Genomic DNA, 21063 nt, shown 5'->3' on the forward strand with positions numbered 1-21063 from the left:
AGTCGATTGCCACAAAATGTGCTCTGACCCCGAATTTCAGAATAAATGTGCTCTGACCCCGAATTAAGGGGGTGGTGTAACAAGCGGTAAGCAATGCAAAAAATAAGCCGGGGCTAAGGCTGGCGGGCGAAAAAGTGGTAATCTCGCGGTCGTTTGCTCAATCAATTCGAGAAGGATACTTATGCGTTCCCTGCGTTTCGCCCTGCTTGCCGCCAGCCTCGTCGCTAGCACCGCTTTTGCTTCGCCGACCGATCCGAAAAGCGGCGTCGAATACGTGACGCTCGCTCAGCCGCAGCCCGTGCAGGCGGCCGGCAAGAAGGTCGAGGTGATCGAGTTCTTCATGTACCACTGCCCGCACTGCAATGCGCTGGAACCGCAGTTCGAACAATGGGTCAAAAAGCAGGGCGACAATATTGTCCTGAAGCGTGTGCACTTCCCGTTCACCGGCCCCAACGATCCGGAAGCTCACCTGTACCTGACGCTGGAAGCGATGGGCAAGGTCGACGAGATGCATGCAAAAGTGTTCAAGGCCATCCACCAGGACCGTATCCGCATGAAGGACGACGCTACCGTGATCGACTGGGCTTCGCGTAACGGCCTGGACCGCGCCGCGTTCACCAGCACCTGGAATTCCTTCGGTGTGATGACCAAGCTGCGCGGCCTGGGACGCATCGTCGAGGCCTACAAGGTCGACGGCGCCCCGACCATCGTCGTCGACGGCAAGTACCAGACCTCGCCGGCCAAGGTCTACGAATCGGTCAAGACGAATAGCGAACCCCAGCTGTTCGCCGCCACCCTGCAGGTCCTGGACGCGCTGGTCGCAAAGGCAGCCAAAACGAAATGAGCGATGCGGAAGGCAAGATCCTGAAGATGTACGACAAGTCCAAGCCGGAAGACGAGGACTTGCACGACGTTAGCTACTACCTGCACTGGCTGTGGGGCGTGGTCGCGCTCCTGGTCGGCATGGTCTTCTGGCTCTGCATCGCCCTCGTGAATGCCGAAAACCAGCGCTATGCCCTGGTGTCGAACAAGTGCGCCGATCCGGTGTTCAAGGGCGAGATCGACCGCGCCTGCCTGCGCACCGTGAAGTCGCGCGAGCACTGGTGGGAGCACCTGTGGTACGGCGTTAGCCATATCCGCGCGGAAATGCCGGAACAGCCGCCCAAGCCCAGGAAGCATTAATCTTCAGTCAGCCAAAAAATCCCGCCCGAGCGGAATTTTTTACGTCCCCTAAGTTTCCTTTAAGGCAATCTTTCCATGAAAGAATGCTAAGCTATGCATATTGCTCACGTCGAAAGGACCTTCAAATGCGTCTCCTGCGCATCGTCGCCGCCGCCTGCCTGCTCGTCACCGCTGTCTCGGCCACCACCCCCGCCTTCGCCTCGCCGGCGAATCCGCAGAATGGCGTCGATTACCTGACCCTCGCCCAGCCGCAGCCGGTGCAGGCGGCCGGCAAGAAGGTCGAGGTGATCGAGTTCTTCATGTACCACTGCCCGGTGTGCAATGGCCTGGAAGCCGGCTTCGAGGACTGGGTCAAGAAGCAGGGCGACCGCATCCAGGTGCGCCGCATCCACATGCCCTACACCGGCGCCGCCGACCCGGAAGCCCACCTGTACCTGACCCTGGAAGCGCTGGGCCGCCTGGACGACATGCACGCCAAGGTCTTCAACGCCGTGCACCAGCAGCGCATCCGCCTGAACCAGGACGCCGCCATCATCGACTGGGTGTCGAAGAACGGCATCGACCGCGCGACCTTCCTGAACGCCTGGAATTCCTTCGGCGTGCTGACCCGCCTGCGTGGCCTCGAGCGCGTCATCGCCAGTTACAAGGTGGAATCGGTGCCGACCATCATCGTCGATGGCAAATACATGACCTCGCCGTCCATGGCCCACGACAGCATCAAGACCAACAATCCGCAGGAAATGTTCCAGGCGACGCTGCAGATCGCCGACGCGCTGGTGGCGAAGGCGGCGGCATCGAAATAGACCTAAGTGCTCAGCACGCCGTCGGGCAGGGTGATCACGAAGCGAGCCCCGCCCAGCGGCGAGCGCTCCACGCACAGCTCGCCGCCGTGCAGCTTGACCGCCTTGCGCGCGATCGACAGCCCGAGTCCGAAGCCGCCGGTGGCGCGGTCGCGGCTGCGGTCGAGCCGGTAGAAGGGCTCGAAGATGCGTTCCCGCTCCGCCTCGGGAATGCCGGGGCCGTCGTCGTCGACCAGGATCTCGAGCAGGCCCTCGTGGTGGCGGGCGCTCAGGGCCACCGTGTGCGCCGCGTATTTCTGGGCATTGCGCAGCAGGTTGCCGACGGCGCGCGCCAGCAGGCGGCGGTCGCCATCGACGCTGCCCAGCCTGGTGCCGAACTCGACGTGCAGGCTGGCCGGGCGCGGATGCAGGGTATCGAGGCATTCGCGCAGCACCGGCTCGACCTCGAACAGGGCGCGCTGCGGCTCGCTTGCGTTGTCCAGCTTGCTCATCGACAGCAGTTCGTTGACCAGCTCGTTCAGCTCAGCCAGGTCGCCATCCATCGCCGCGATGCGCTTGGACAGGGCCGGGTCGCCGGCCTGGTCTTCGAGGATCTGCAGCGCGAACTGCAGCCGCGCGATGGGCGTGCGCAATTCGTGCGACACCGAATGCAGCAGGTTCTTTTGCGATTCCAGCAGTCCCTGGATCCGTTCGGCCATCGCATTGATGCGTTCGGCCAGCGGATAGGCCGCGTCCGAGGGCTTCATTTGCGCGCGTGCCGACAGTTTGCCGGCGCCGAACTCGTCGGCCGTGCGGGCCAGCATCTGCAGGCCCTGCCAGTGCGCGCGCGACCACAGCGCAATCGGCACCAGCAGCGCCAGCGCCACCACCACGTAGCGCACCACTTCCATCAGCAGGGCCTGGTTGAGGTCGATCGGCAGGCTGGAGGCGCGGATCGCTTCGTCGTTGCTGCCGATATAGCGGTCACCGAGCAGGTCGACGCGCCGGTAGAAGCTCTTGCGGGCCGGGTCCAGCACGATGTCGCCGCGCTCGAAGGCGGCCAGGGTGGAGCGCGGCAGGGTAGAGCGGGCCTGGTCCAGCGGGATCAGGTCGAAATGCGCGGTCGACACTTCGCGCACCTTGTTCAGGCGCCCCAGCCATTCGTCGGCCGGGGCCTGGTCCACGTACTGTTCGAGCAGGAAGATCTGGGCCGAGGCCTGGCGCCGTGCGATGTCTTCCAGCGGATCGCCGAACAGGCGCGTGAAAATGAAATAGATGACGAAGCTAGCTGCCGTAATCGACAGCATGACCAGGATGAAGAATCGGAAGAACAGGCGGTTCACGCCGCCGCGGAAGTCGTCTTGCTCATGGGCGGAATTGTATAGGAGTAATAATTAAAAAAACCATATCTTACAAAATCAAGACAAAAGCCTGACATGTCGAGGGGGATTCGCTTGCAAGCCATGCGTACGATGGCTACTCATCAGGTTTTTCCGTTTGGCCCACCTGATGCGCGACTGACGGTGGGCCTTTTTTTATTCCCCCAACAAGACTTCGTAAGAGAGGAAGCAGAAGATGGCGATGCTTGAACGTGCAAAGTTTTCGCTGCCGCTCGCCGGCGCAATCCTGGCAGCCGGATTGGCCGGCTGCGGTGGCGGATCGGATACCCAGCCCGACCGCCAGGCTGGCCAGGTCAGCCAGGGCGTGGCTGTGGGTGAGCCGGCCCCGTCGCTGGTCATGACCGATTTCCAGAACATGGCGCGCGAAGCGATCTGCACCGAAAACCGCAACCGCCTCTTCATCATCGACGGCAAGCAGGTCTTGTGGGACCACGCAGGCAATTGCGCCGATGCCTCCTACGAACAGGTGCTGTTCGGCGCCAAGCCGGACCAGGTGCTGTGCTCGGTCGGCGACACCATCGCCGGCCCGCGCACCACCTGCCCGGACGCGGCCTCGCGCAGCATGTTCGACATCATCGTCAAGAACCTCGACAAGGCCGACCTCGGCCTGGGCAGCGCCCACAAGGTCGAACGCTTCAGCTTCCTGCCGAAAGCCGGCACCCAGATGCCTTTCGACCGTGTCGCCAAGGACAGCTTCTCCGGCATCGTCGACAAGAAGAACGTGGTCATCAAGGATGAGGCCGCATGGGCCCGCCTGTGGACCGAACACACCGCCGGCCGCAACCCGGCGCCCGAACTGCCGAAGATCGACTTCAGCAACAAGATGCTGGTTGCCGTGTTTGCCGGCGAATCCGGCAGCGGCTGCCACACGATCGCGATTCCGCGCGTGGTCGCCGGCGCCGCCTCGATCAAGGTCGAGGTCGACGAGCGCGAACTGCAGACCTTCGATGTCTGCCCGGCCGTGGTCACCCATGCGATGCAGGTCGTGGCGATCGAGCGCAGCGATGCTCCGGTCGAGTTCGTCAAGCCTGCCGCGGGTACGGACATCGCGTTCAAGACGATCAGCCAGACCACCGCCTCCGGCGTGGAAGAAGCGCGCAACGTGGTGATCAAGGATGCCGAGGCCTGGAAACTGCTGTGGGCCTACCACGCGCCCGAGCAGCCGGTGCCGGTGGTCGATTTCGGCACCACCATGGTGGTCGGCGTCTTCATGGGCAGCACCAGCCCGTGCTATTCGACCTCGATCGCCGGCGTGAGCCGCGGCGACGGCAAGATCGTCGTGCAGAAAGTCGACCGGCATCCGCCGATCGGCGTGATGTGCGCGATGCTGGTGACCCACCCGGCCCACCTGGTGGCGATCGAGCGCAGCGAGCTGCCGGTCGAATTTGCGACAGAAGTCGTGCAGCAGAACTGACAGAGTTGGGAGGAGGGAAGACAAGCACGTAGAATATTGTTTTCCTGAATCTTTTTACTCGGCTATATGAACAAGCTTCTCTCCTTCGTCCTGCGCGCCGGCGCCGTGGCAGGCTCGCTGGCCAGCGGCACGGTCCTGGCCCAGACGCCGGCCACCAATCCGATGCCGGACGGCAGCCGCGACATGTATGCGGGCCTCGGCCTGCAGTCGGCCGCGCGCTACGAAGGTTCGGGAAGCCGCAGGGTGTCCGCACTGCCGGTGCTCCAGGTCCAATGGAGCAACGGCGTCTTCGTTTCGGGGATGAGCGCAGGCATGCATCTGTCCAGTTCGCCCACTGTCGAGTACGGCCCGCTGCTGGCGATCCAGCCAGGCCGCGACGAATCCGGCACCGGCCTCGGCGCCGACGGCGTCGGTGCGAGCGGCCTGAACGGCATCGCCCCCGCCGCACCGGGCGAGAAGGCCATGATCCTGACCGGGCGCCTGGCTGGTATGGATGAGATCGGCGCGCGCCTGCAAGTCGGCGCCTTTTACAATACCTACCTGAATCCGCAGTGGCGCCTGACTTCCAGCCTGCTGGTCGGGTCGGGCAGGGACCATGACGGCGCGCGCCTGGACCTGGGCGTCCAGCGCCTGGCTTTTGTTGCCGGCGAGCGCCACCGCGTCTCGCTGTCGGCCGGCCTGGGCCTGGTCAACCGCCAGTACAACGAAAGCTATTTCGGCGTCACCATGGAGGAGTCCTCGCGCAGCCGCTTTGCCGCCTGGCAGCCGGGCGGCGGCCTGCAGGACGTGCATGCAGGCGCCCGCTGGAACTGGGTCCTGAGCCCATCCTGGATGCTGACCTCGAACCTGCAGGCCAAACGCCTGCTGGGCGACGCCGGCAAAAGCCCGCTTACCGAGCGGTCCACCAACGTGACGGTTTCGACCGCCCTCGCTTATCGATTCTGACGATGCGTCCCGTCCGACAATTCATCGCATCCCTTGCCCTGCTGCTGGCGGCCGGTTCGGCCGCCGCACAGGCGCACGATGGGGATGCCGTGAGTTACCGGGACGCCTACCGGGCCATGGTCGTGTTCGAAAAATACGGCGGCCCGAAAAACCTGCTGGTGAACCAGTTGCAGGTCCTGCCGAAAGAGCGCGGCGCGCTGGCCGAGGGCCTGCAGCTGAGCCTGTCCGGCCGCTCGACCCAGGTCAACCTGCCGCTCGACCCGCTGGGACGCACCGTGTTCCCGCTGCAGAAGGCCGCCTACGACGAGAATGCGGCCCTGTCCCTGAACCGCAGGGGCCTAGGCTTCAGCCTGCGCCCGCAGGTATCGATCGCAGTGCGCCCGGACGGCGTCTACGACATCGCCGAGCTGCGCGCCGCCTGCCTGCAGGCACTGGGCTTCGCACGCTACGTCGACGCCTCGCAGCGCGCGCGCCAGTGCGCCGGCGTGCGCTTCCTGTTCCCGAAGAAGGCCGAGGGCGGGGCACGCCTGCGCCGTCCGGACAGCCAGGAGCAGGCCTTGCCGCTGGCGGTGGGCGAGCCGGACGAGTTCCCGTCCGTGGTCTACCGTTTTACCGGCAGCCCAGAGCGCGGGCAGGTGGCGACCTTCAATGCGCCGCTGGCCATCCTGCCGCTGTTCGAGTAGGCGCGACATGCGCTATGCTCGGGCGCATGAATAAAACCATTCTCATTACCGGCGCCAGCCGCGGCATCGGCGCCGCCTGCGCCCTGCTGGCCGCCGCGCGCGGCTACCAGGTCTGCATCAACTACCGCTCCGATACCGCGGCCGCCTTGCAGCTCGTGCGCGCCATCGAAGACGCCGGCGGCAGCGCCTTCGCCGTGCAGGCCGACGTCTCGCGCGAAGACGAGGTGATGCGCATGTTTGCCGGGCTCGACGCGCGCTACGGCCGCCTCGACGCCCTGGTCAACAACGCCGGCATCCTGGCGCGCCAGATGCGGGTCGAGCAGATGGACGCTTCACGCATCGAACGCATCTTCGCCACCAACGTCACCGGCAGCTTCCTGTGTGCGCGCGAAGCGGTGCTGCGCATGTCGGCAAAGCGGGGTGGGCGCGGCGGTGCGATCGTCAACGTGTCCTCGCGCGCCGCCGTGCTCGGCTCGAGCGGCGAATACGTCGACTATGCGGCCTCGAAGGCGGCCCTGGACGTGCTGACGATCGGCCTGGCGAAGGAAGTGGCGGAGGAGGGCATCCGCGTGAACGGCGTGCGGCCCGGGCTGATCGCCACGGAGATGCACGCCAGCGGCGGCGAACCGGGCCGCGTCGAGCGTCTGAAGAATTCTGTGCCGATGGGGCGGGGCGGCGAGGCCGAGGAGGTGGCGCGGGCCGTGCTGTGGCTGCTGTCCGATGAAGCGTCCTATACCACGGGAAGCTTCATCGACGTGTCAGGGGGACGGTAGTCAGTTCCAGGCGGAGGGCGAGAACAGATAACCCTCGCCCCACACGGTCTTGATCTTTTCCGACAGGTTGTCGTCGAACTTCTTGCGCAGCTTGGAGATGCAGTTGTCGATGCTGCGGTCCAGGCCATCGAACTCGATGCCGCGCATCTTCTTGAGCAGCTCGTCGCGCGACAGCACCCGCCCGGCCGCCTCGGCCAGCACCAGCAGCAGCTTGTACTCGGTATTGCTGAGAACGCACGGCTGGCCGCGCCAGCTGACGCTGCGGTCGTTGGTCATGATGCGCAGCCCGCCGAATTCCAGCACCCTGGTATCCGGCGCTGCCTTCTGCTGCGTCCGGCGCAGCAGGGCGCGCAGGCGCGCCAGCAGCACGCGCGGCTGGACCGGCTTGTTGACGAAGTCGTCCGCGCCCTGTTCCAGTCCCGAGACTTCGTCGTAGGTGTCTTCGCGCGCCGTCAGGATCAGGATCGGCACTTCGGACTGTTCGCGGATCTGGCGGCAGACGACCATGCCGTCCATGCCGGGCAGCATCAGGTCGAGCACGACGATGTCGGGCTGGCTCTGCTTGAAATGCTCGAGCGCGGTGTCGCCCCGGGTGACGAGGTCCACCGAAAATTCATAACTGGACAGGTATTCCGTGACGAGCTCCGCCAGGCGGGGATCGTCTTCGACCAACAGTACACGATACATGGAGTTCTCCTTGACCCGGTATTGTATAAGAGCAAGTCATCGGAAAGCGCAATTGCCGTAAAGACTGGACATTTTGATACAGTTTCACGACAAAAGACGACTTGTAAACGTAAAAATCCGCCGCGGCGGATTTCTTTTGGTTACAGAGCCATGAACTCAGCGCATACCTTTGCGGCGCGCAGGCTATTGCCCGTCACCGTTTAGAGCTTGCCGGAACCGTTAACGGCAACGGCCCGCCGAAGCGGGCCGCAGGATGCGTGAAACGCCGTAGCTGCGCTTACGCGAAGTTCTGGTTCACGAAGTCCCAGTTGACGATGTTCCACCACGACTCGACGAACTTCGGACGGGCGTTGCGGTAGTCGATGTAGTAGGCGTGCTCCCAGACGTCGACGGTCAGCAGGGCCTTGTTCTCGGTGGTCAGCGGGGTGCCGGCGTTCGAGGTGTTGACGATGTCGACGGTGCCGTCGGTCTTCTTTACCAGCCAGGTCCAGCCCGAGCCGAAGTTGCCCACGGCCGATTTCTGGAACTCTTCCTTGAACTTGTCGAACGAGCCCCACTTGGCGTTGATGGCGTCGGCCACCGGACCGGCCGGCGCGCTGCCGTTCGGGGTCATGCAGTTCCAGAAGAAGGTGTGGTTCCACACCTGGGCGGAGTTGTTGAAGATGCCGCCCTGCGATTTCTTGATGATCTCTTCCAGGGACAGGTTTTCGAACTCGGTGCCCTTGATCAGGTTGTTCAGGTTGGTGACGTAAGCCTGGTGATGCTTGCCATAGTGGAATTCCAGGGTCTCAGCCGACATGGTCGGCTGGAGGGCATCCTTGGCGTACGGCAGCGGCGGCAGAGTATGTTCCATGTCTTATTCCTTGATTGGTTGGAAACGGGTCGTTCTTCCTAAACGGTCGCATATTCTAAACCGGATGCGCGACGGTTGCATGTTTGGCTTTCGTTTCATTCAAGCAGGTCTTGCACGCTCGCCACGCCGACTTCGGCGCTGCCCTCGGCCAGGCGCACCACGATGGTGTCGCGCGGCTTGATCTGGCCGGGCGAGTGCAGCACCTTGCCCTTGGCATTGCTGACGATCGCATAGCCGCGCTCCAGCGTGCGCTGCGGGTTCAGCAGTTCCAGCTGGGCCGACAGTGCGCCGAGCGCCTCGCGCCGCTGGCGCAGCTGGCTGCTCATGCTGGCCGCCAGCTGGCGCCTTTCTGACGATAGCAGTGCGCGCAGCGAGCGCACATCCGGCAGGTGGCGAGCCCAGCGTTGCTGCAGCTGGGCCAGCAGCACGCCGTTACGGTTGACCGGCGTGCGCACCGCATGCGTCAGACTGCTCGCCATGCCCAGGAGTTTCAGGCGCTGGTGGGCGATGCGGTCCGAGGGACTGATCATCCGGCGGCTGAGGCTGTCGAGGCCCTGGTTGGCCTCGGACAGGATGCGCTCCATGGCGCGGCGCAGGTCGCCGGCGTCCGCTTCCAGTGAGCTCATCCAATCGTCGCGGGCCGTCGCGGCCAGCTCGGCGGCGGCGGTCGGTGTGGCGGCGCGCAGGTCAGCGGCGAAGTCGGCGATGGTGAAGTCGGTCTCGTGGCCGACGCCCGAGATCACCGGCATCGACGCGGCGGCGATGGCGCGCGCCACCACTTCCTCGTTGAAGCTCCACAAGTCCTCGATCGAGCCGCCGCCGCGGCAGACCAGCAGCAGGTCCACTTCTTTCCGGCGCGAGGCGGTGGCGATGGCTTCGGCGATCTTCTCGGCCGCACCTTGGCCCTGCACTGGGGCAGGGTAGAGCACCACGCGCACGTGCGGGGCGCGGCGCTTCAGGGCGGTAAGGACGTCGCGCAGGGCCGCCGCCTGCAGGCTGGTGACGATGCCGATGGCGCGCGTGAACAGCGGCAGCGGACGCTTGCGTTCCTGGTCGAACAGGCCCTCGTTGCCCAGCCTTTCCTTCAGGCGCATGAAGGCTTCGTACAGGGCGCCGACGCCGGCGCGGCGGATCGCCTCGACATTGATCTGGTAGTCGCCGCGCGCGCCGTACAGGGTGACCAGGGCGCGCACCTCGACCTTGTCGCCTTCACGCGGCGTGAAGCCGGCGTACTGGGCGCGGCCGCGGAACATCACGGCGCGCACCTGGGCGGCATCGTCCTTCAGCGTGAAGTACCAGTGGCCCGAGGCGGCGCGGGTGAAGTTCGAGATCTCGCCGCCGATCCACACCAGCGGGAAGGAGCGCTCCAGCAGCCGCGCCACCTGCTGGTTGAGCGCGGTGACGGTGAGGACGGGTGGGGCGGCGTAGGCGGGATCGGCGTCGGATGGCGGGAACATAGGAATGGGCTTTTAACTGTCCACAAAAACATGGCTGCATATTGTGGGCGCCATATCTGCGGTAATACAACAAATAGTTTTTGTAAACGCTTGATTTTTAATGCTAATTTTCGCTGCCTGATTTCGATGCAGAAACAAAATTTCCTTACGGATCAAAGACTTGTCAGGCCCGGATGGCACTTGGCCACAATCTTATCCACAGAAATTGTGAGGAAGTGGATAAGCCTTGCATCCTATTTCCGGTGCGTAAAAATCAGGCATGCAGTTGTTTTCTCAAGGCAATCAAGGACTTAGCCTGCTGTTCGGGGTCTTGCTCACATCGTTTTCCACAATTTATGTGCAAACCTGGGCTATTCGGGCAGTCATCCAGTCCAACGGTGCATAAGTCGGGCTGTGCCTAAAAATGCTGCAGCAGGTATTTGTCCTTTAAATTCAAACACTTTGATCTTGATCAAGGTCCTTGCTCACAATCTTTTCCACAAAATTTGTGAAGAAGCGCAGGGCTGCGAACGGGATTTCTGCGGCGCTCGGTAAGGCCCGGCACAGGAGCAAGCTGAGGCGTCCATCGACGGGCCCCGGTTTCGTCAGGGATGGGACTATACCAGTCTGGCGCGGTCATTGCCGCTTGCACAAGCTGGACTGACACGGAGGAGCTTGCCTAAATTTTGTGCGTGTCGAGCTTTTTCCTTTGGATTCAAACACTTGGGAACTGGTCGCCGGGATTGCACACATCGTTTTCCACAGTTTATGTGCAAAGTCCGCCTGAAACGGGGATAAGCCAGGCTGCCTAAAAAACGGGCTTCGGAACTTTTTCCTTATGAATCAAGGGGTTTAGTGTCGCTATGTGCGCTTGCGCACAATTTTGTCCACAAAAAATGTGAAGAAGCGGGCCGGACTGTAAGGAAGTTACGCGTGTGCCGTGTTGCCACAAATTTCATCGCCAAAATTTCCATCAGTAAAATCAATGACTTACCTTAAGGAAAGGGTATTCCACACAAATTTATCCACAGAAATTGTGGGCAAGTTTCATCCGGCCAGCGTGCTTTGGTTGCAACAAGGAAATACACAAACAAGCCTGCCAAGTTTTTACGCATGGAAAAATATCCTTTAAGAATCAAGGATCTTTCCTGCAGCAAAGCCTCTTGCGCACACTTTTATCCACAGAAAGTGTGCAGAACTCTACTTGCCGCAAAGCTGGCAACACGTTACATTGCGCAATTCGTTTCCGCCTTGTTTTTCTACCTATTCAGGAGTTCCTTTTGCTCGCCATTCTTCAAGCCGCCGGCTGGCCCATCTGGCTGTTGCTGATTGCCTCGATCATCGCACTGGCGCTGATCATCGAACGCCTGATCTACCTGCGCCGCGAGAAAATCCTGCCGCGCCAGCTGCTCGACGAAGTCATCCAGGTCTATCGCAGCGGCAAGGTCACGCCGGACATCATCGACAAGCTGCAGACCAACTCGCCGCTGGGCGCCGTGCTGGCCGCCGCGCTGCGCAACGTCGATGCCCCGCGCGACGTGATGAAGGAGTCGATCGAAGAAGCGGGCAGGGGCGTGGCCCACGTGCTCGAGCGCTTCCTCACCACCCTGGGCACGATCGCCTCGCTGGCGCCGCTGATGGGCCTGTTCGGTACCGTGGTCGGCATGATCGAGATCTTCGGCGCCCAGAACGCCTCCGGCACCAATCCCGCCCAACTGGCCCACGGCATCTCGGTGGCCCTGTATAACACCGGCTTCGGCCTGGCGATCGCAATGCCGGCTTTGGTGTTCTACCGCCACTTCCGCGCCCTGGTCGACAGCTTCATCATCGACATGGAGCTGCAGGCCGTGAAATTCGTCGACGTCGTCCACGGTGCCCGCAAATGATGGACTTCCGCCGCGGCCGCAAGCGCGAGGATCCGGAGATCAACCTGATCCCGTTCATCGACGTGCTGCTCGTGGTGCTGATCTTCCTGATGGTCACCACCACCTACAGCAAGTTCACCGAGCTGCAGATCACCCTGCCGACCGCCGACGCCGAGAAGGCGATCGACAAGCCTTTCGAGATCAACGTCACCGTCGATGCCAAGGGTAACTACACCGTCAACAATGTGCCGGTCTCCTTCCACGGCGTGGCCGGCCTCGCCGAGGACCTCAGGCATGCCGCCGCGACCGGCCCGGACGGCCAGCCGCTGGCGAACCCGGCCAAGGACCCGGTGATCATCGTGAATGCCGACCAGTTCGCCATGCACCAGATGGTGATCAATGTGCTGGAAGCAGCGCGGATGGCGGGGTATGACAAGCTGACGTTTGCGGCGCAGAGCGGCGGGCAGAAGTAAGCACCGTTTGTCGTGCCGGGCATTGCCCGGCCCACCTCCCCGCGACCTTAACTCGTCGTCCCCGCGTAGGCGGGGATCCAAGTTTGCAAGCGTTTCGATAGCTCGAGCAGAACTTGGGTCCCCGCCTTCGCGGGGACGACGTTTACCGGCTAACGCTTCTTTCACGAGCTAGCGCTTTTCACATGGCTTCATCCCTCGAATCGACCCTCACCCGCGCCTGGCTCCGCCGAGGCCCCCTGGCCCTGGCCCTGTGGCCCCTGTCCCTGCTGTTCCGCCTGCTCGCCGCGCTGCGCGTCATCCTGTTCCGCGCCGGCATCCTGCAATCCGAACGTCTGCCCGTCCCTGTCATCGTGGTCGGCAATATCTTTATTGGCGGCACCGGCAAGACGCCGCTCACCATCTGGCTGGTCGAGCAGCTGCGCGCCGCCGGCCTGCAGCCTGGCGTGATCTCGCGCGGCCATGGCGGGGAAGGGGACAGCGGCCCGCGTGAAGTCCTGCCAGGTTCGAGCGCGCGCGAGGTCGGCGACGAGCCCCTGCTGATCGGCATGCGCACTGGCTGCCCGGTCGTGGTCGGGCGCCGCCGTGCCGAGGCCGGCCGCCACCTGCTGGAAAGCCATCCCAAGGTGGACGTGCTGGTCACCGACGACGGCCTCCAGCACTACGCCCTGCAGCGCGACGTCGAGCTGGTGCTGTTCGACGGCCGCGGCGTCGGCAATGGCTGGACCCTGCCGGCCGGGCCGCTGCGCGAGCCGCCTTCGCGCCGGCGCGATTTCACGGTCGTGAACACGCCCGAGCTGACGCCCGCGCTGGCGCTGGCGGTCGGCGGCCGCCCCTACCGGATGCAGCTGGCGGGAGAGTACGCCGAACAATTGCGCGACCCGCAACAGCGCCTGCCGCTGTCCACGCTGGCCGAAACCATGGCCGGCAAGCGCATCGTGGCCGCCGCAGGCATCGGCAATCCCTCTCGCTTTTTCAGCATGCTGAAGGCGGCCGGGCTGCGGATCGAGGAACTGCCGCTGCCCGACCACCACGACTTCCTCGACGACCCCTTCAAGGACCTCGATGCCGAGCTCATCCTGATGACCGAGAAGGATGCAGTAAAATGTCGGCAACTTGAACATCTGAACAACGACCCGCGCTTGTGGGTCGTCCCGGTCACTGCGCAGATCGATGCTGCGCTGGCCGCTCAAATCGTGGAGAAATGTCGTGGACGCCCGACTGCTTGATATCCTGGTCTGCCCCCTGTGCAAGGGACCGCTCGAATTTGACAAGAAAGCGCAGGAGCTGACCTGCCGCCCGGACCGCCTGGCCTATCCGATCCGCGACGGCATCCCGATCATGTGGGCCGACCAGGCCCGCAAGGTCGAGCCGTCGGTCTGATCCCGCCATGAGTTTCGTCGTCATCATCCCGGCCCGCCTGGCATCGACCCGGCTGCCGAACAAGCCGCTGGCCGACCTCGGCGGCAAGCCGATGGTGGTGCGCGTGGCCGAGCGCGCCCGGGAATCCGGCGCCAGCCGCATCGTCGTCGCCACCGACCACCCCGACATCCTGGCTGCCTGCGCCGATCACGGCGTCGAAGCCTGCATGACGCGCGCCGACCATCCGTCGGGCACCGACCGCATCGCCGAAGTCGCGCGCGCCCTCGGGCTGCCGGATGACGCCGTGGTGGTCAACCTGCAGGGCGACGAGCCGCTGATCGACCCGGCCCTGCTGTCCGCCTGCGCCGCCCGCATCGGCCGCGAGGTGCCCATGGCCACCTGCGCCCACCCGCTGATTGATGCTGCCGATGCCTTCAACCCGAACGTGGTCAAGGTCGTGCTCGACAAGCTCGGCCGTGCTTTGTATTTTTCGCGCGCCACCATCCCCTGGCATCGCGACGCCTTCGCGCAAAGCCGCGAGCAGCTGCCGGCAGGCTATGTCCCGCTCCGCCATATCGGCTTGTATGCTTATAGCAACGGTTTCCTGCAGCAATATCCGCAGCTGGAGCCATCGCCGCTAGAGACGATCGAAGCGCTGGAACAGCTGCGCGTGCTCTGGCATGGCGTGCCGATCGCCGTGCACGTGACCGACAGCGCGCCGGCGGCGGGCGTCGATACGCCGGAAGACCTGGCGCGGGTGCGCGCTTTCTTCGCGTCTTGATCCAGCAGGAAATATCTTCAGGTCCGGTCTGCGCCACCTCAAGCAGCCCCTTCGATCCCTCCCCCGCAGTGGCGTTGGGCGCTGCTTTTGTGGTAACTTTCGGATTAGCTAGTTAAATATGCATCAACACCTTTTAGGAAATCCTTCATGCGTCTCATTCTGTTAGGAGCCCCCGGCGCCGGTAAAGGCACCCAGGCGAATTTCATTAAAGAAAAATACAATATCCCTCAAATTTCCACCGGCGACATGCTGCGTGCCGCCATCAAGGCCGGCACCGAGCTTGGCCTGGCAGCGAAAAAGGTGATGGACGCAGGCCAGCTGGTGTCGGACGACATCATCATCGGCCTGGTGAAGGAGCGCCTGAAGGACGCCGATTGCGCCAATGGTTACCTGTTCGACGGCTTCCCGCGCACCATCGCGCAGGCCGACGCCATGAAGGAAAGCGGCGTCAACATCGATTACGTGCTGGAGATCGACGTGCCGGACGAGATGATCGTCGAGCGCATGACCGGCCGCCGCACCCACCAGCCTTCGGGCCGCGTCTACCACGTCAAGTTCAATCCGCCCAAGGTGGAAGGCCAGGACGACGTTACCGGCGAAGCGCTGGTCCAGCGTGACGACGACCAGGAAGAGACCGTCAAGAAGCGTCTGGCTGTCTACCATAACCAGACCGAAGTGCTGCTCGGCTATTACAACAAGTGGGCCCAGTCGGGCCTGCCCGGCGCGCCGAAATACCGCAAGATCTCGGGCGTGGGTCCGGTCGATCAGGTGCGCGAAGCGGCCTTTGCCGCGCTGGCCGAGTAAGCCGGGCACATCTATACAGGCGGTCTTTCGAGGCCGCCAAAGAGTTTTCCGGGCGTCGCACATCGCGCTGCCCGTTGGCTCCGGATGACTTATAGCCATCCGTCCAGGTTTTTGGATCAAAGTTTCGCAACAGTGCGTAGTACTTGATCGAAGGACAAGGGGGGAGAGACTATATGGCATCCACACAGCTGGGCTTCGCCGTCGCATGCGGCGTCATCGCGGTACTTTACGGATTGTGGTCACGAAGCTGGATCCTGCAACAGGATCCCGGCAACGGCCGCATGCAGGAAATCTCGCTGGCCATCCAGCAGGGCGCGTCGGCCTACCTGGCGCGCCAGTACCGTACGATCGGCATCGTCGGCCTTGTCCTGCTGATTGCCATCTTCTTCCTTCTCGGCGGCCTTACCGCGGCCGGCTTCCTGGCCGGGGCGGTGCTGTCCGGCGCCTGCGGCTTCATCGGCATGAACGTCTCGGTGCGGGCCAATGTCCGCACCGCCCAGGCCGCCTCGCACGGCATGGACCGGGCCCTCGACGTCGCCTTCCGCGGCGGCGCGATCACCGGCATGTTGGTGGTCGGGCTGGGGCTGCTCGGCGTCTCGCTGTTCTACTGGTTCCTGATCGCGGCCTCGGGGCCGTCGCTGTCGCCGCATGATGCCATCCAGCCGCTGGTCGGCCTGGCCTTCGGCGCCTCGCTGATCTCGATCTTCGCGCGTTTGGGCGGCGGTATCTTCACCAAGGGCGCCGACGTCGGCGCCGACCTCGTCGGCAAGGTCGAGGCCGGCATTCCCGAGGACGATCCGCGCAACCCCGCCGTCATCGCTGACAACGTGGGCGACAACGTCGGCGACTGCGCCGGCATGGCGGCCGACCTGTTCGAGACCTATGTCGTGACCCTGGTCGCCACCATGCTGCTGGGCGCGCTGATGGTGCCCACCACCGGCAGCGCGGCGGTCATCTTCCCGATGCTGCTGGGCGCGGTGTCCATCATCGCTTCCATCGTCGGCTGCATGATGGTCAAGAACAAGCCGGGGAAAAAGATCATGTCGGCCCTGTACACGGGGCTGTGGTGGGCCGCCGGGCTGTCGCTGATCGGCTTTGCCGTCGTCACCTGGATGGTCTGGGGCGAGGACGCGATGCGCTGGCGCATGCTGGGCTGCTCCCTGGTCGGCATTGTGCTGACCGGCCTGATGGTCTACATCACCGAGTACTACACCGGCACCGAGTTCCGCCCCGTGCAGCACATTGCCGAGGCCTCGACCACCGGCCACGGCACCAACATCATCGCCGGCCTGGGCGTGTCGATGAAGTCGACCGCCTACCCGGTGCTGGTGGTGTGCGCCGCGATCCTGGTGGCCTACGCCCTGGGTGAGCTCTATGGCATCGCGATCGCCGCCACCTCGATGCTGTCGATGGCCGGCATCATCGTCGCGCTGGACGCCTACGGGCCCATCACCGACAACGCCGGCGGCATCGCCGAGATGAGCGGCCTGCCGGACAGCGTGCGCGCCGTCACCGATCCGCTGGATGCGGTCGGCAACACCACCAAGGCCGTCACCAAGGGCTATGCGATCGGCTCGGCCGGCCTGGCCGCGCTGGTGCTGTTCGCCGACTACACGCATGCGCTGGAGGCGGGCGGTACCCGCATCAGCTTCGAGCTGTCGAATCCGATGGTGATCGTCGGCCTGTTCATCGGCGGCCTGGTGCCCTACCTGTTCGGGGCGCTGGCGATGGAGGCCGTAGGGCGGGCCGCCGGCGCCGTGGTGGTCGAGGTGCGGCGCCAGTTCCGCGAGATCGTCGGCATCATGGCCGGCACCGGCAAGCCGGAATACGACAAGGCCGTCGACATGCTGACCGCATCGGCAATCCGCGAAATGGTGCTGCCTTCGCTGCTGCCGGTGGTGGTGCCGGTGGCGGTCGGGATGCTGCTGGGCCCGGCGGCCCTGGGCGGCATGCTGATGGGGACCATCGTAACCGGCCTGTTCGTGGCGATCTCGATGACCACCGGCGGCGGCGCCTGGGACAATGCCAAGAAGTACATCGAGGACAACCACTTCGGCGGCAAGGGCTCGGACGCGCACAAGGCGGCCGTGACCGGCGACACCGTGGGCGACCCCTACAAGGACACGGCCGGCCCGGCGGTGAATCCGCTCATCAAGATCATCAACATCGTCGCGCTGTTGCTGGTGCCGCTGCTGCCGGTCGGCGGCGGCTGGCTTGCCGTGAAGGCGCCGCAGTTGACGCCGCAGATGATGCGCGCGCCCGGCGCCCCGCCGCCCTCGGCGGTGGCCACGCGGACGCTCAGCGCCCCAGTGCCGCCGTCAGCGCTTGCCGCAGCGACGCCTGGTCCGAATCGCCCCGATAGCGTTGGCCGTTGATGAAGAAGGTCGGCGTCCCGGTGGCGCCGTCGTGGTGGGCGCGTTCCAGGTCGCCCTGAACGCGCGGGCGGTGGCGGCGCTCCAGGACATCGGCGCGGAAGCGCTCGATGTCGAGGTCCAGGCTTTCCGCCAGCACGGCCAGGTCCTGCTTGTCCATCACCGTGCGCTGCTGCTCGAACAGGATGTCGTGCATGTCCCAGAACTTGCCCTGGCTGGCGGCGGCTTCGGCCGCCTCCGCCGCCAGTTCGGCCAGCGGATGGCGGTCCGCCAGCGGCAGGTGGCGGTACACCAGGCGGATGCCGCCCAGCTCATCGGCCAACTCGGCGCTCAAGCCGCTCAGCGCCGCATGCGCCCGCGCGCAGTAGGGGCACTGGAAGTCGCCGTATTCGATCAAGGTCAGCGCCGCATCCTGCGGGCCACGCACGTGCTCATCGGGGCCGATCTGGTCCACACGATCCATGAAATTCTCCTGTGTTCGCAATGGAGAGAATCATGGCATGCGCAGTGGATCGCCGCCGCGAGTTTCGGGTAGGAATCAGAAGACGCACATCTTGTCGGCTTCTTCGCGCAGCCACGGCCGGAAATCCGGATGCGCAATCGCAATCAGCGCCTGCGCCCGCTGCTTGGCCGACTTGCCGCGCAGCTGGGCCACGCCCCATTCCGTGACCACGTAGTTGACATCGTTCTTGCTGGTCGTGGCATGGGTGCCGGGCGAGAGCGTCGGCACGATGCGCGAGACGGTGCCGTCCCTGGCGGTCGAAGGCAGCACGATGAAGGACTTGCCGCCGCGCGAGCGGTTGGCGGCGCGCACGAAGTCGACCTGGCCGCCGGTGCCGGAATAGGGCAGGTGGCCGATGCTCTCGCTGCCGCACTGGCCCAGCAGGTCGACCTGCAGGCTGGCGTTGATCGTCACCAGCTTGTCGTTCTGGCCGGCGATGTACGGGTCGTTGGTGAAATTGGACGGGTGCATCTCCAGCATCGGGTTGTGGTGCATGAACTCGTACAGCTTGCGCGAACCGAGCGCGAAAGTGGCGACCATCTTGCCGGGCAGGAGGGTCTTTTTGCTGTTGTTGACGGCGCCGGATTCGACCAGGGTCAGGATGCCGTCGCCGATCATCTCGGTGTGGATGCCGAGGTCGCGCTTGCCAGTCAGCTGCATCACCACCGCGTCCGGAATGCCGCCGTAGCCGATCTGCAGGGTCGAGCCGTCCTCGATGTGCTCGGCCACCAGGGCGCCGATGGCTTCCTGGACCGGGCCGATCTTCGGCAGGCCGACTTCCAGGATCGGCTCCTCGTTCTCGACGATGGCCGTCACCTGCGACAGGTGGACGTGGCACTGGCCGTGGGTGAAGGGCACGTTGGGATTCACTTCGAGCACCACCACGCGCGCCCTGGCGACCGCCGCCATCGTGTAGTCGGCGCCCAGGCTGAGGGCGAAGTGGCCGGAGGCGCTCATCGGCGAAGCCATGGCGAACACGACGTCGGCGGGCATCAGGCCGCGCTCGATCAGGGCCGGGATCTCGGAAAAATAGTTGGGGATGAAGTCGCACCAGCCGCCCTGGCCGCCGGCGCGCGAGGCGCCGCCGAAGAACAGGGCGGCGTGGCGTACGTGGGGCCGACAGGCCGGGTCGAAGTAGCCGTATTTGCGCATCGCCAGGATCTGGGCGACCTTGATGTCATTGAAGCGCTGATGCTGCTCCGACAGCGCATGCAGCAGGGTGGGCGGCTCGCCGACGCCGGTCGGCACGATGATCATGTCACCGTCGAGCAAGTGGTCGAGGGCGTCGAGGGCGCTGCCGCGTTTCGACTGATACATCTCCTGCAGGTTCTGCATGGTCGTCTCCTGTCGTTTTTGTGTGATGCGCTGATGCTTTCCAGCATAGCAAACTACCTGCGGAAGATGACAGGGACCTGACAGCCTATGCTAGAGTGAAACAGTTTTAAATCGACAACTATTACAAGCGGAGATCGTATGAAAAGGGTGACTGGGATAGGCGGCATTTTCTTCAACGCGAAGGACCCGGCGACGATGCGCGCCTGGTACAAGCAGCACCTCGGCATCGACGTGATGGACTGGGGCGGCACCGCCTTCAGCTGGAGCGACGACGAGGGCAAGCCGACCGGCGGCATGACGGTCTGGTCGATCAACGGGGCCGACACCACGCTCTACGACCCCAGCAAGTCCACCTTCATGATCAACTACCGCGTGGCCGACCTGGCCGCGCTGCTGCAGGCTCTGCGCGAGGAGGGCTGCCAGGTGCTGGACAAGCTTGAAGATGGGGAATACGGCAAGTTCGGCTGGGTCATCGACCCCGAAGGCAACAAGGTCGAGCTGTGGGAGCCGCCGCCGGGGCAGTAAGCCTTCACGCCGGGGGAGGACAGGCGCGCGCCCTCCGCCCCCGCAGCGGCCGATAATGGACTCATCCAGCTTAACGAGGTGAGCCATGAGACAGTTCCTCATCCCCGGCGCCATGGCGCTGTCCGCGCTGCTTGCCGGCACGGCCGCCCAGGCGCGTCAAACCCAGGCGCAGCCGCAAGTCCAAACCCCACAGCAAACCCAGCAGGCAAACCAGGCCCGCCAGCAGGCCGAATCCTTCCTGCGCAAGGAGGAATCCGCCGCCACCGGGCGCCAGACCCAGAGCACCGACCGCGCCAACCAGGACGCCACCGTCGCCGACGAAGCCGCCGGCCACAGCGATGCCGCCCGGCCCGCGCGCAGCACGAGCCCTAACGCGCTCCCGCCATCCACGCGGCCGAGCGGCAGTACGCAGGTGCCCAGCTACGGCCCGGTACTGAACCCGCGCCAGCCGCAGGCCGCCGATCCGGCGCGCAAGGACCCGGCCGAGGTCCACGACGAGACCGACAGCCTGACGCGCGAGGCGCCGCCCCCGCAGTCGCAGCCGCCATCGCAGCAGCCGAAGCCGAAGCAGCAGAAGCAGGCCAGGCAGGCCCCGCGCCGGCGCGAAGCCTGGCAGCCGGCGGGTCCGCTGGCGCCGCGTCCGCTGAGCGGCAACGAGGCCGCGGCGATCGGTTATGGCGCCGTCCCGGTGCCGGCGCCGGCCCAGGCGCCCCAGCCGGTGCTGCCGAGTACGACGCTGCTGAATTCCTGCGTCGGCGGCGCCTGCCGCGATGCTGCCGGCGCCACCTACAACCTCGGCACCACCGGGTCCGGCGTCAACAGCGCGGGACGGCCATGCACCCGTAATGGCGCGACCGTCCAGTGCTTGTAAACATGGCGTTGCGGGCTGAAGCTC

General features: G+C 64.5%; 22 protein-coding genes. 16 read left to right on the forward strand and 6 right to left on the reverse strand.

The window, feature by feature from the left end; translation table 11 throughout:
- The first annotated feature begins 181 nt into the window (after positions 1-181).
- From LQV39_RS18465 to LQV39_RS18475, 3 genes are all read left to right on the forward strand, one after another.
- A complete protein-coding gene (locus tag LQV39_RS18465; RefSeq protein WP_230027603.1) occupies positions 182-844 on the forward strand; it encodes a thiol:disulfide interchange protein DsbA/DsbL in 663 nt (220 codons plus the stop codon).
- On the forward strand, positions 841-1182 hold the full coding sequence (locus LQV39_RS18470) for a hypothetical protein (RefSeq protein ID WP_230027604.1): 342 nt from the start codon (positions 841-843) through the stop codon (positions 1180-1182). Before LQV39_RS18465 ends, LQV39_RS18470 begins: the two co-directional genes overlap by 4 nt.
- 125 nt (positions 1183-1307) lie before the next feature.
- Entirely contained in the window at positions 1308-1985 is a 678-nt protein-coding gene (locus LQV39_RS18475) for a thiol:disulfide interchange protein DsbA/DsbL (protein WP_230027605.1), read from the forward strand.
- Between the two features lie 2 nt (positions 1986-1987).
- Here LQV39_RS18475 and LQV39_RS18480 read toward each other — a convergent pair whose 3' ends face one another.
- A complete protein-coding gene (locus LQV39_RS18480) occupies positions 1988-3304 on the reverse strand; it encodes an ATP-binding protein (RefSeq protein WP_230027606.1) in 1317 nt (438 codons plus the stop codon).
- A 238-nt stretch (positions 3305-3542) separates the two neighbouring features.
- On the opposite strand from LQV39_RS18480, the gene LQV39_RS18485 reads away from it, so the two are divergent.
- The 4 genes from LQV39_RS18485 to LQV39_RS18500 all read left to right on the forward strand — a co-directional run bounded on the left by LQV39_RS18485 (position 3543) and on the right by LQV39_RS18500 (position 7176).
- Positions 3543-4775 (forward strand): hypothetical protein, encoded by a 1233-nt coding sequence (locus LQV39_RS18485; RefSeq protein ID WP_230027607.1) that lies wholly within the window; start codon positions 3543-3545, stop codon positions 4773-4775.
- Between the two features lie 66 nt (positions 4776-4841).
- The gene (locus tag LQV39_RS18490) at positions 4842-5720 is read left to right on the forward strand and encodes a MipA/OmpV family protein (RefSeq protein WP_230027608.1); all 879 of its coding nucleotides are present in this window, start codon (positions 4842-4844) and stop codon (positions 5718-5720) included.
- 2 nt (positions 5721-5722) lie between these two features.
- Positions 5723-6403, forward strand: a complete 681-nt coding sequence (locus tag LQV39_RS18495) for a hypothetical protein (protein WP_230027609.1) — start codon at positions 5723-5725, stop codon at positions 6401-6403.
- Positions 6404-6429: 26 nt separating this feature from the next.
- Positions 6430-7176 carry an SDR family oxidoreductase gene (locus LQV39_RS18500; RefSeq protein ID WP_230027610.1) on the forward strand — a complete coding sequence of 249 codons (747 nt, stop codon included), beginning with the start codon at positions 6430-6432 and terminating at the stop codon, positions 7174-7176.
- On the opposite strand, the gene LQV39_RS18505 is transcribed toward LQV39_RS18500, so the two are convergent.
- From LQV39_RS18505 to xseA, 3 genes are all read right to left on the reverse strand, one after another.
- A complete protein-coding gene (locus LQV39_RS18505) occupies positions 7177-7863 on the reverse strand; it encodes a response regulator transcription factor (RefSeq protein WP_230027611.1) in 687 nt (228 codons plus the stop codon).
- Positions 7864-8140: 277 nt separating this feature from the next.
- Positions 8141-8716: a superoxide dismutase gene (locus LQV39_RS18510; RefSeq protein WP_230027612.1), complete on the reverse strand. Its 576-nt coding sequence runs from the start codon at positions 8714-8716 to the stop codon at positions 8141-8143.
- 95 nt (positions 8717-8811) lie between these two features.
- A complete protein-coding gene (xseA, locus tag LQV39_RS18515; protein ID WP_230027613.1) occupies positions 8812-10173 on the reverse strand; it encodes an exodeoxyribonuclease VII large subunit in 1362 nt (453 codons plus the stop codon).
- Between the two features lie 1259 nt (positions 10174-11432).
- On the opposite strand from xseA, the gene LQV39_RS18520 reads away from it, so the two are divergent.
- The 7 genes from LQV39_RS18520 (at position 11433) to LQV39_RS18550 (ending at position 17809) form a co-directional block, all read left to right on the forward strand.
- A complete protein-coding gene (locus LQV39_RS18520) occupies positions 11433-12038 on the forward strand; it encodes a MotA/TolQ/ExbB proton channel family protein (protein WP_036237285.1) in 606 nt (201 codons plus the stop codon).
- Positions 12038-12490, forward strand: coding sequence for a biopolymer transporter ExbD (locus LQV39_RS18525; protein ID WP_230027662.1), 453 nt, complete (start codon positions 12038-12040; stop codon positions 12488-12490). The genes LQV39_RS18520 and LQV39_RS18525 overlap by 1 nt, the downstream gene beginning before the upstream one ends.
- A gap of 182 nt (positions 12491-12672) precedes the next feature.
- Positions 12673-13716, forward strand: a complete 1044-nt coding sequence (lpxK, locus tag LQV39_RS18530; protein ID WP_230027614.1) for a tetraacyldisaccharide 4'-kinase — start codon at positions 12673-12675, stop codon at positions 13714-13716.
- Positions 13697-13870, forward strand: a complete 174-nt coding sequence (locus LQV39_RS18535; RefSeq protein WP_230027615.1) for a Trm112 family protein — start codon at positions 13697-13699, stop codon at positions 13868-13870. Before lpxK ends, LQV39_RS18535 begins: the two co-directional genes overlap by 20 nt.
- A 7-nt stretch (positions 13871-13877) precedes the next feature.
- On the forward strand, positions 13878-14630 hold the full coding sequence (kdsB, locus tag LQV39_RS18540) for a 3-deoxy-manno-octulosonate cytidylyltransferase (RefSeq protein ID WP_230027616.1): 753 nt from the start codon (positions 13878-13880) through the stop codon (positions 14628-14630).
- A 147-nt stretch (positions 14631-14777) separates the two neighbouring features.
- The gene (gene adk, locus LQV39_RS18545; RefSeq protein WP_230027617.1) at positions 14778-15434 is read left to right on the forward strand and encodes an adenylate kinase; all 657 of its coding nucleotides are present in this window, start codon (positions 14778-14780) and stop codon (positions 15432-15434) included.
- A gap of 173 nt (positions 15435-15607) precedes the next feature.
- Positions 15608-17809 carry a sodium-translocating pyrophosphatase gene (locus LQV39_RS18550; RefSeq protein ID WP_230027618.1) on the forward strand — a complete coding sequence of 734 codons (2202 nt, stop codon included), beginning with the start codon at positions 15608-15610 and terminating at the stop codon, positions 17807-17809.
- Here LQV39_RS18550 and LQV39_RS18555 read toward each other — a convergent pair.
- Positions 17733-18269 carry a thioredoxin domain-containing protein gene (locus tag LQV39_RS18555; RefSeq protein ID WP_230027619.1) on the reverse strand — a complete coding sequence of 179 codons (537 nt, stop codon included), beginning with the start codon at positions 18267-18269 and terminating at the stop codon, positions 17733-17735. The two genes, LQV39_RS18550 and LQV39_RS18555, sit on opposite strands and share 77 nt — an antisense overlap.
- Positions 18270-18344: 75 nt before the next feature.
- Entirely contained in the window at positions 18345-19643 is a 1299-nt protein-coding gene (locus LQV39_RS18560) for an acetyl-CoA hydrolase/transferase family protein (protein ID WP_230027620.1), read from the reverse strand.
- 138 nt (positions 19644-19781) lie between these two features.
- Between LQV39_RS18560 and LQV39_RS18565 the strand changes: the two genes are divergently transcribed.
- Complete coding sequence (locus LQV39_RS18565) at positions 19782-20168, forward strand: VOC family protein (RefSeq protein WP_230027621.1); 387 nt, start codon at positions 19782-19784, stop codon at positions 20166-20168.
- Positions 20169-20253: 85 nt separating this feature from the next.
- On the forward strand, positions 20254-21039 hold the full coding sequence (locus LQV39_RS18570; RefSeq protein WP_230027622.1) for a hypothetical protein: 786 nt from the start codon (positions 20254-20256) through the stop codon (positions 21037-21039).
- The last annotated feature ends 24 nt before the right edge of the window (positions 21040-21063 follow it).

The organism is Massilia sp. Bi118 (assembly GCF_918697865.1).
In the GTDB taxonomy this organism is placed as follows: Bacteria; Pseudomonadota; Gammaproteobacteria; order Burkholderiales; family Burkholderiaceae_D; genus Telluria.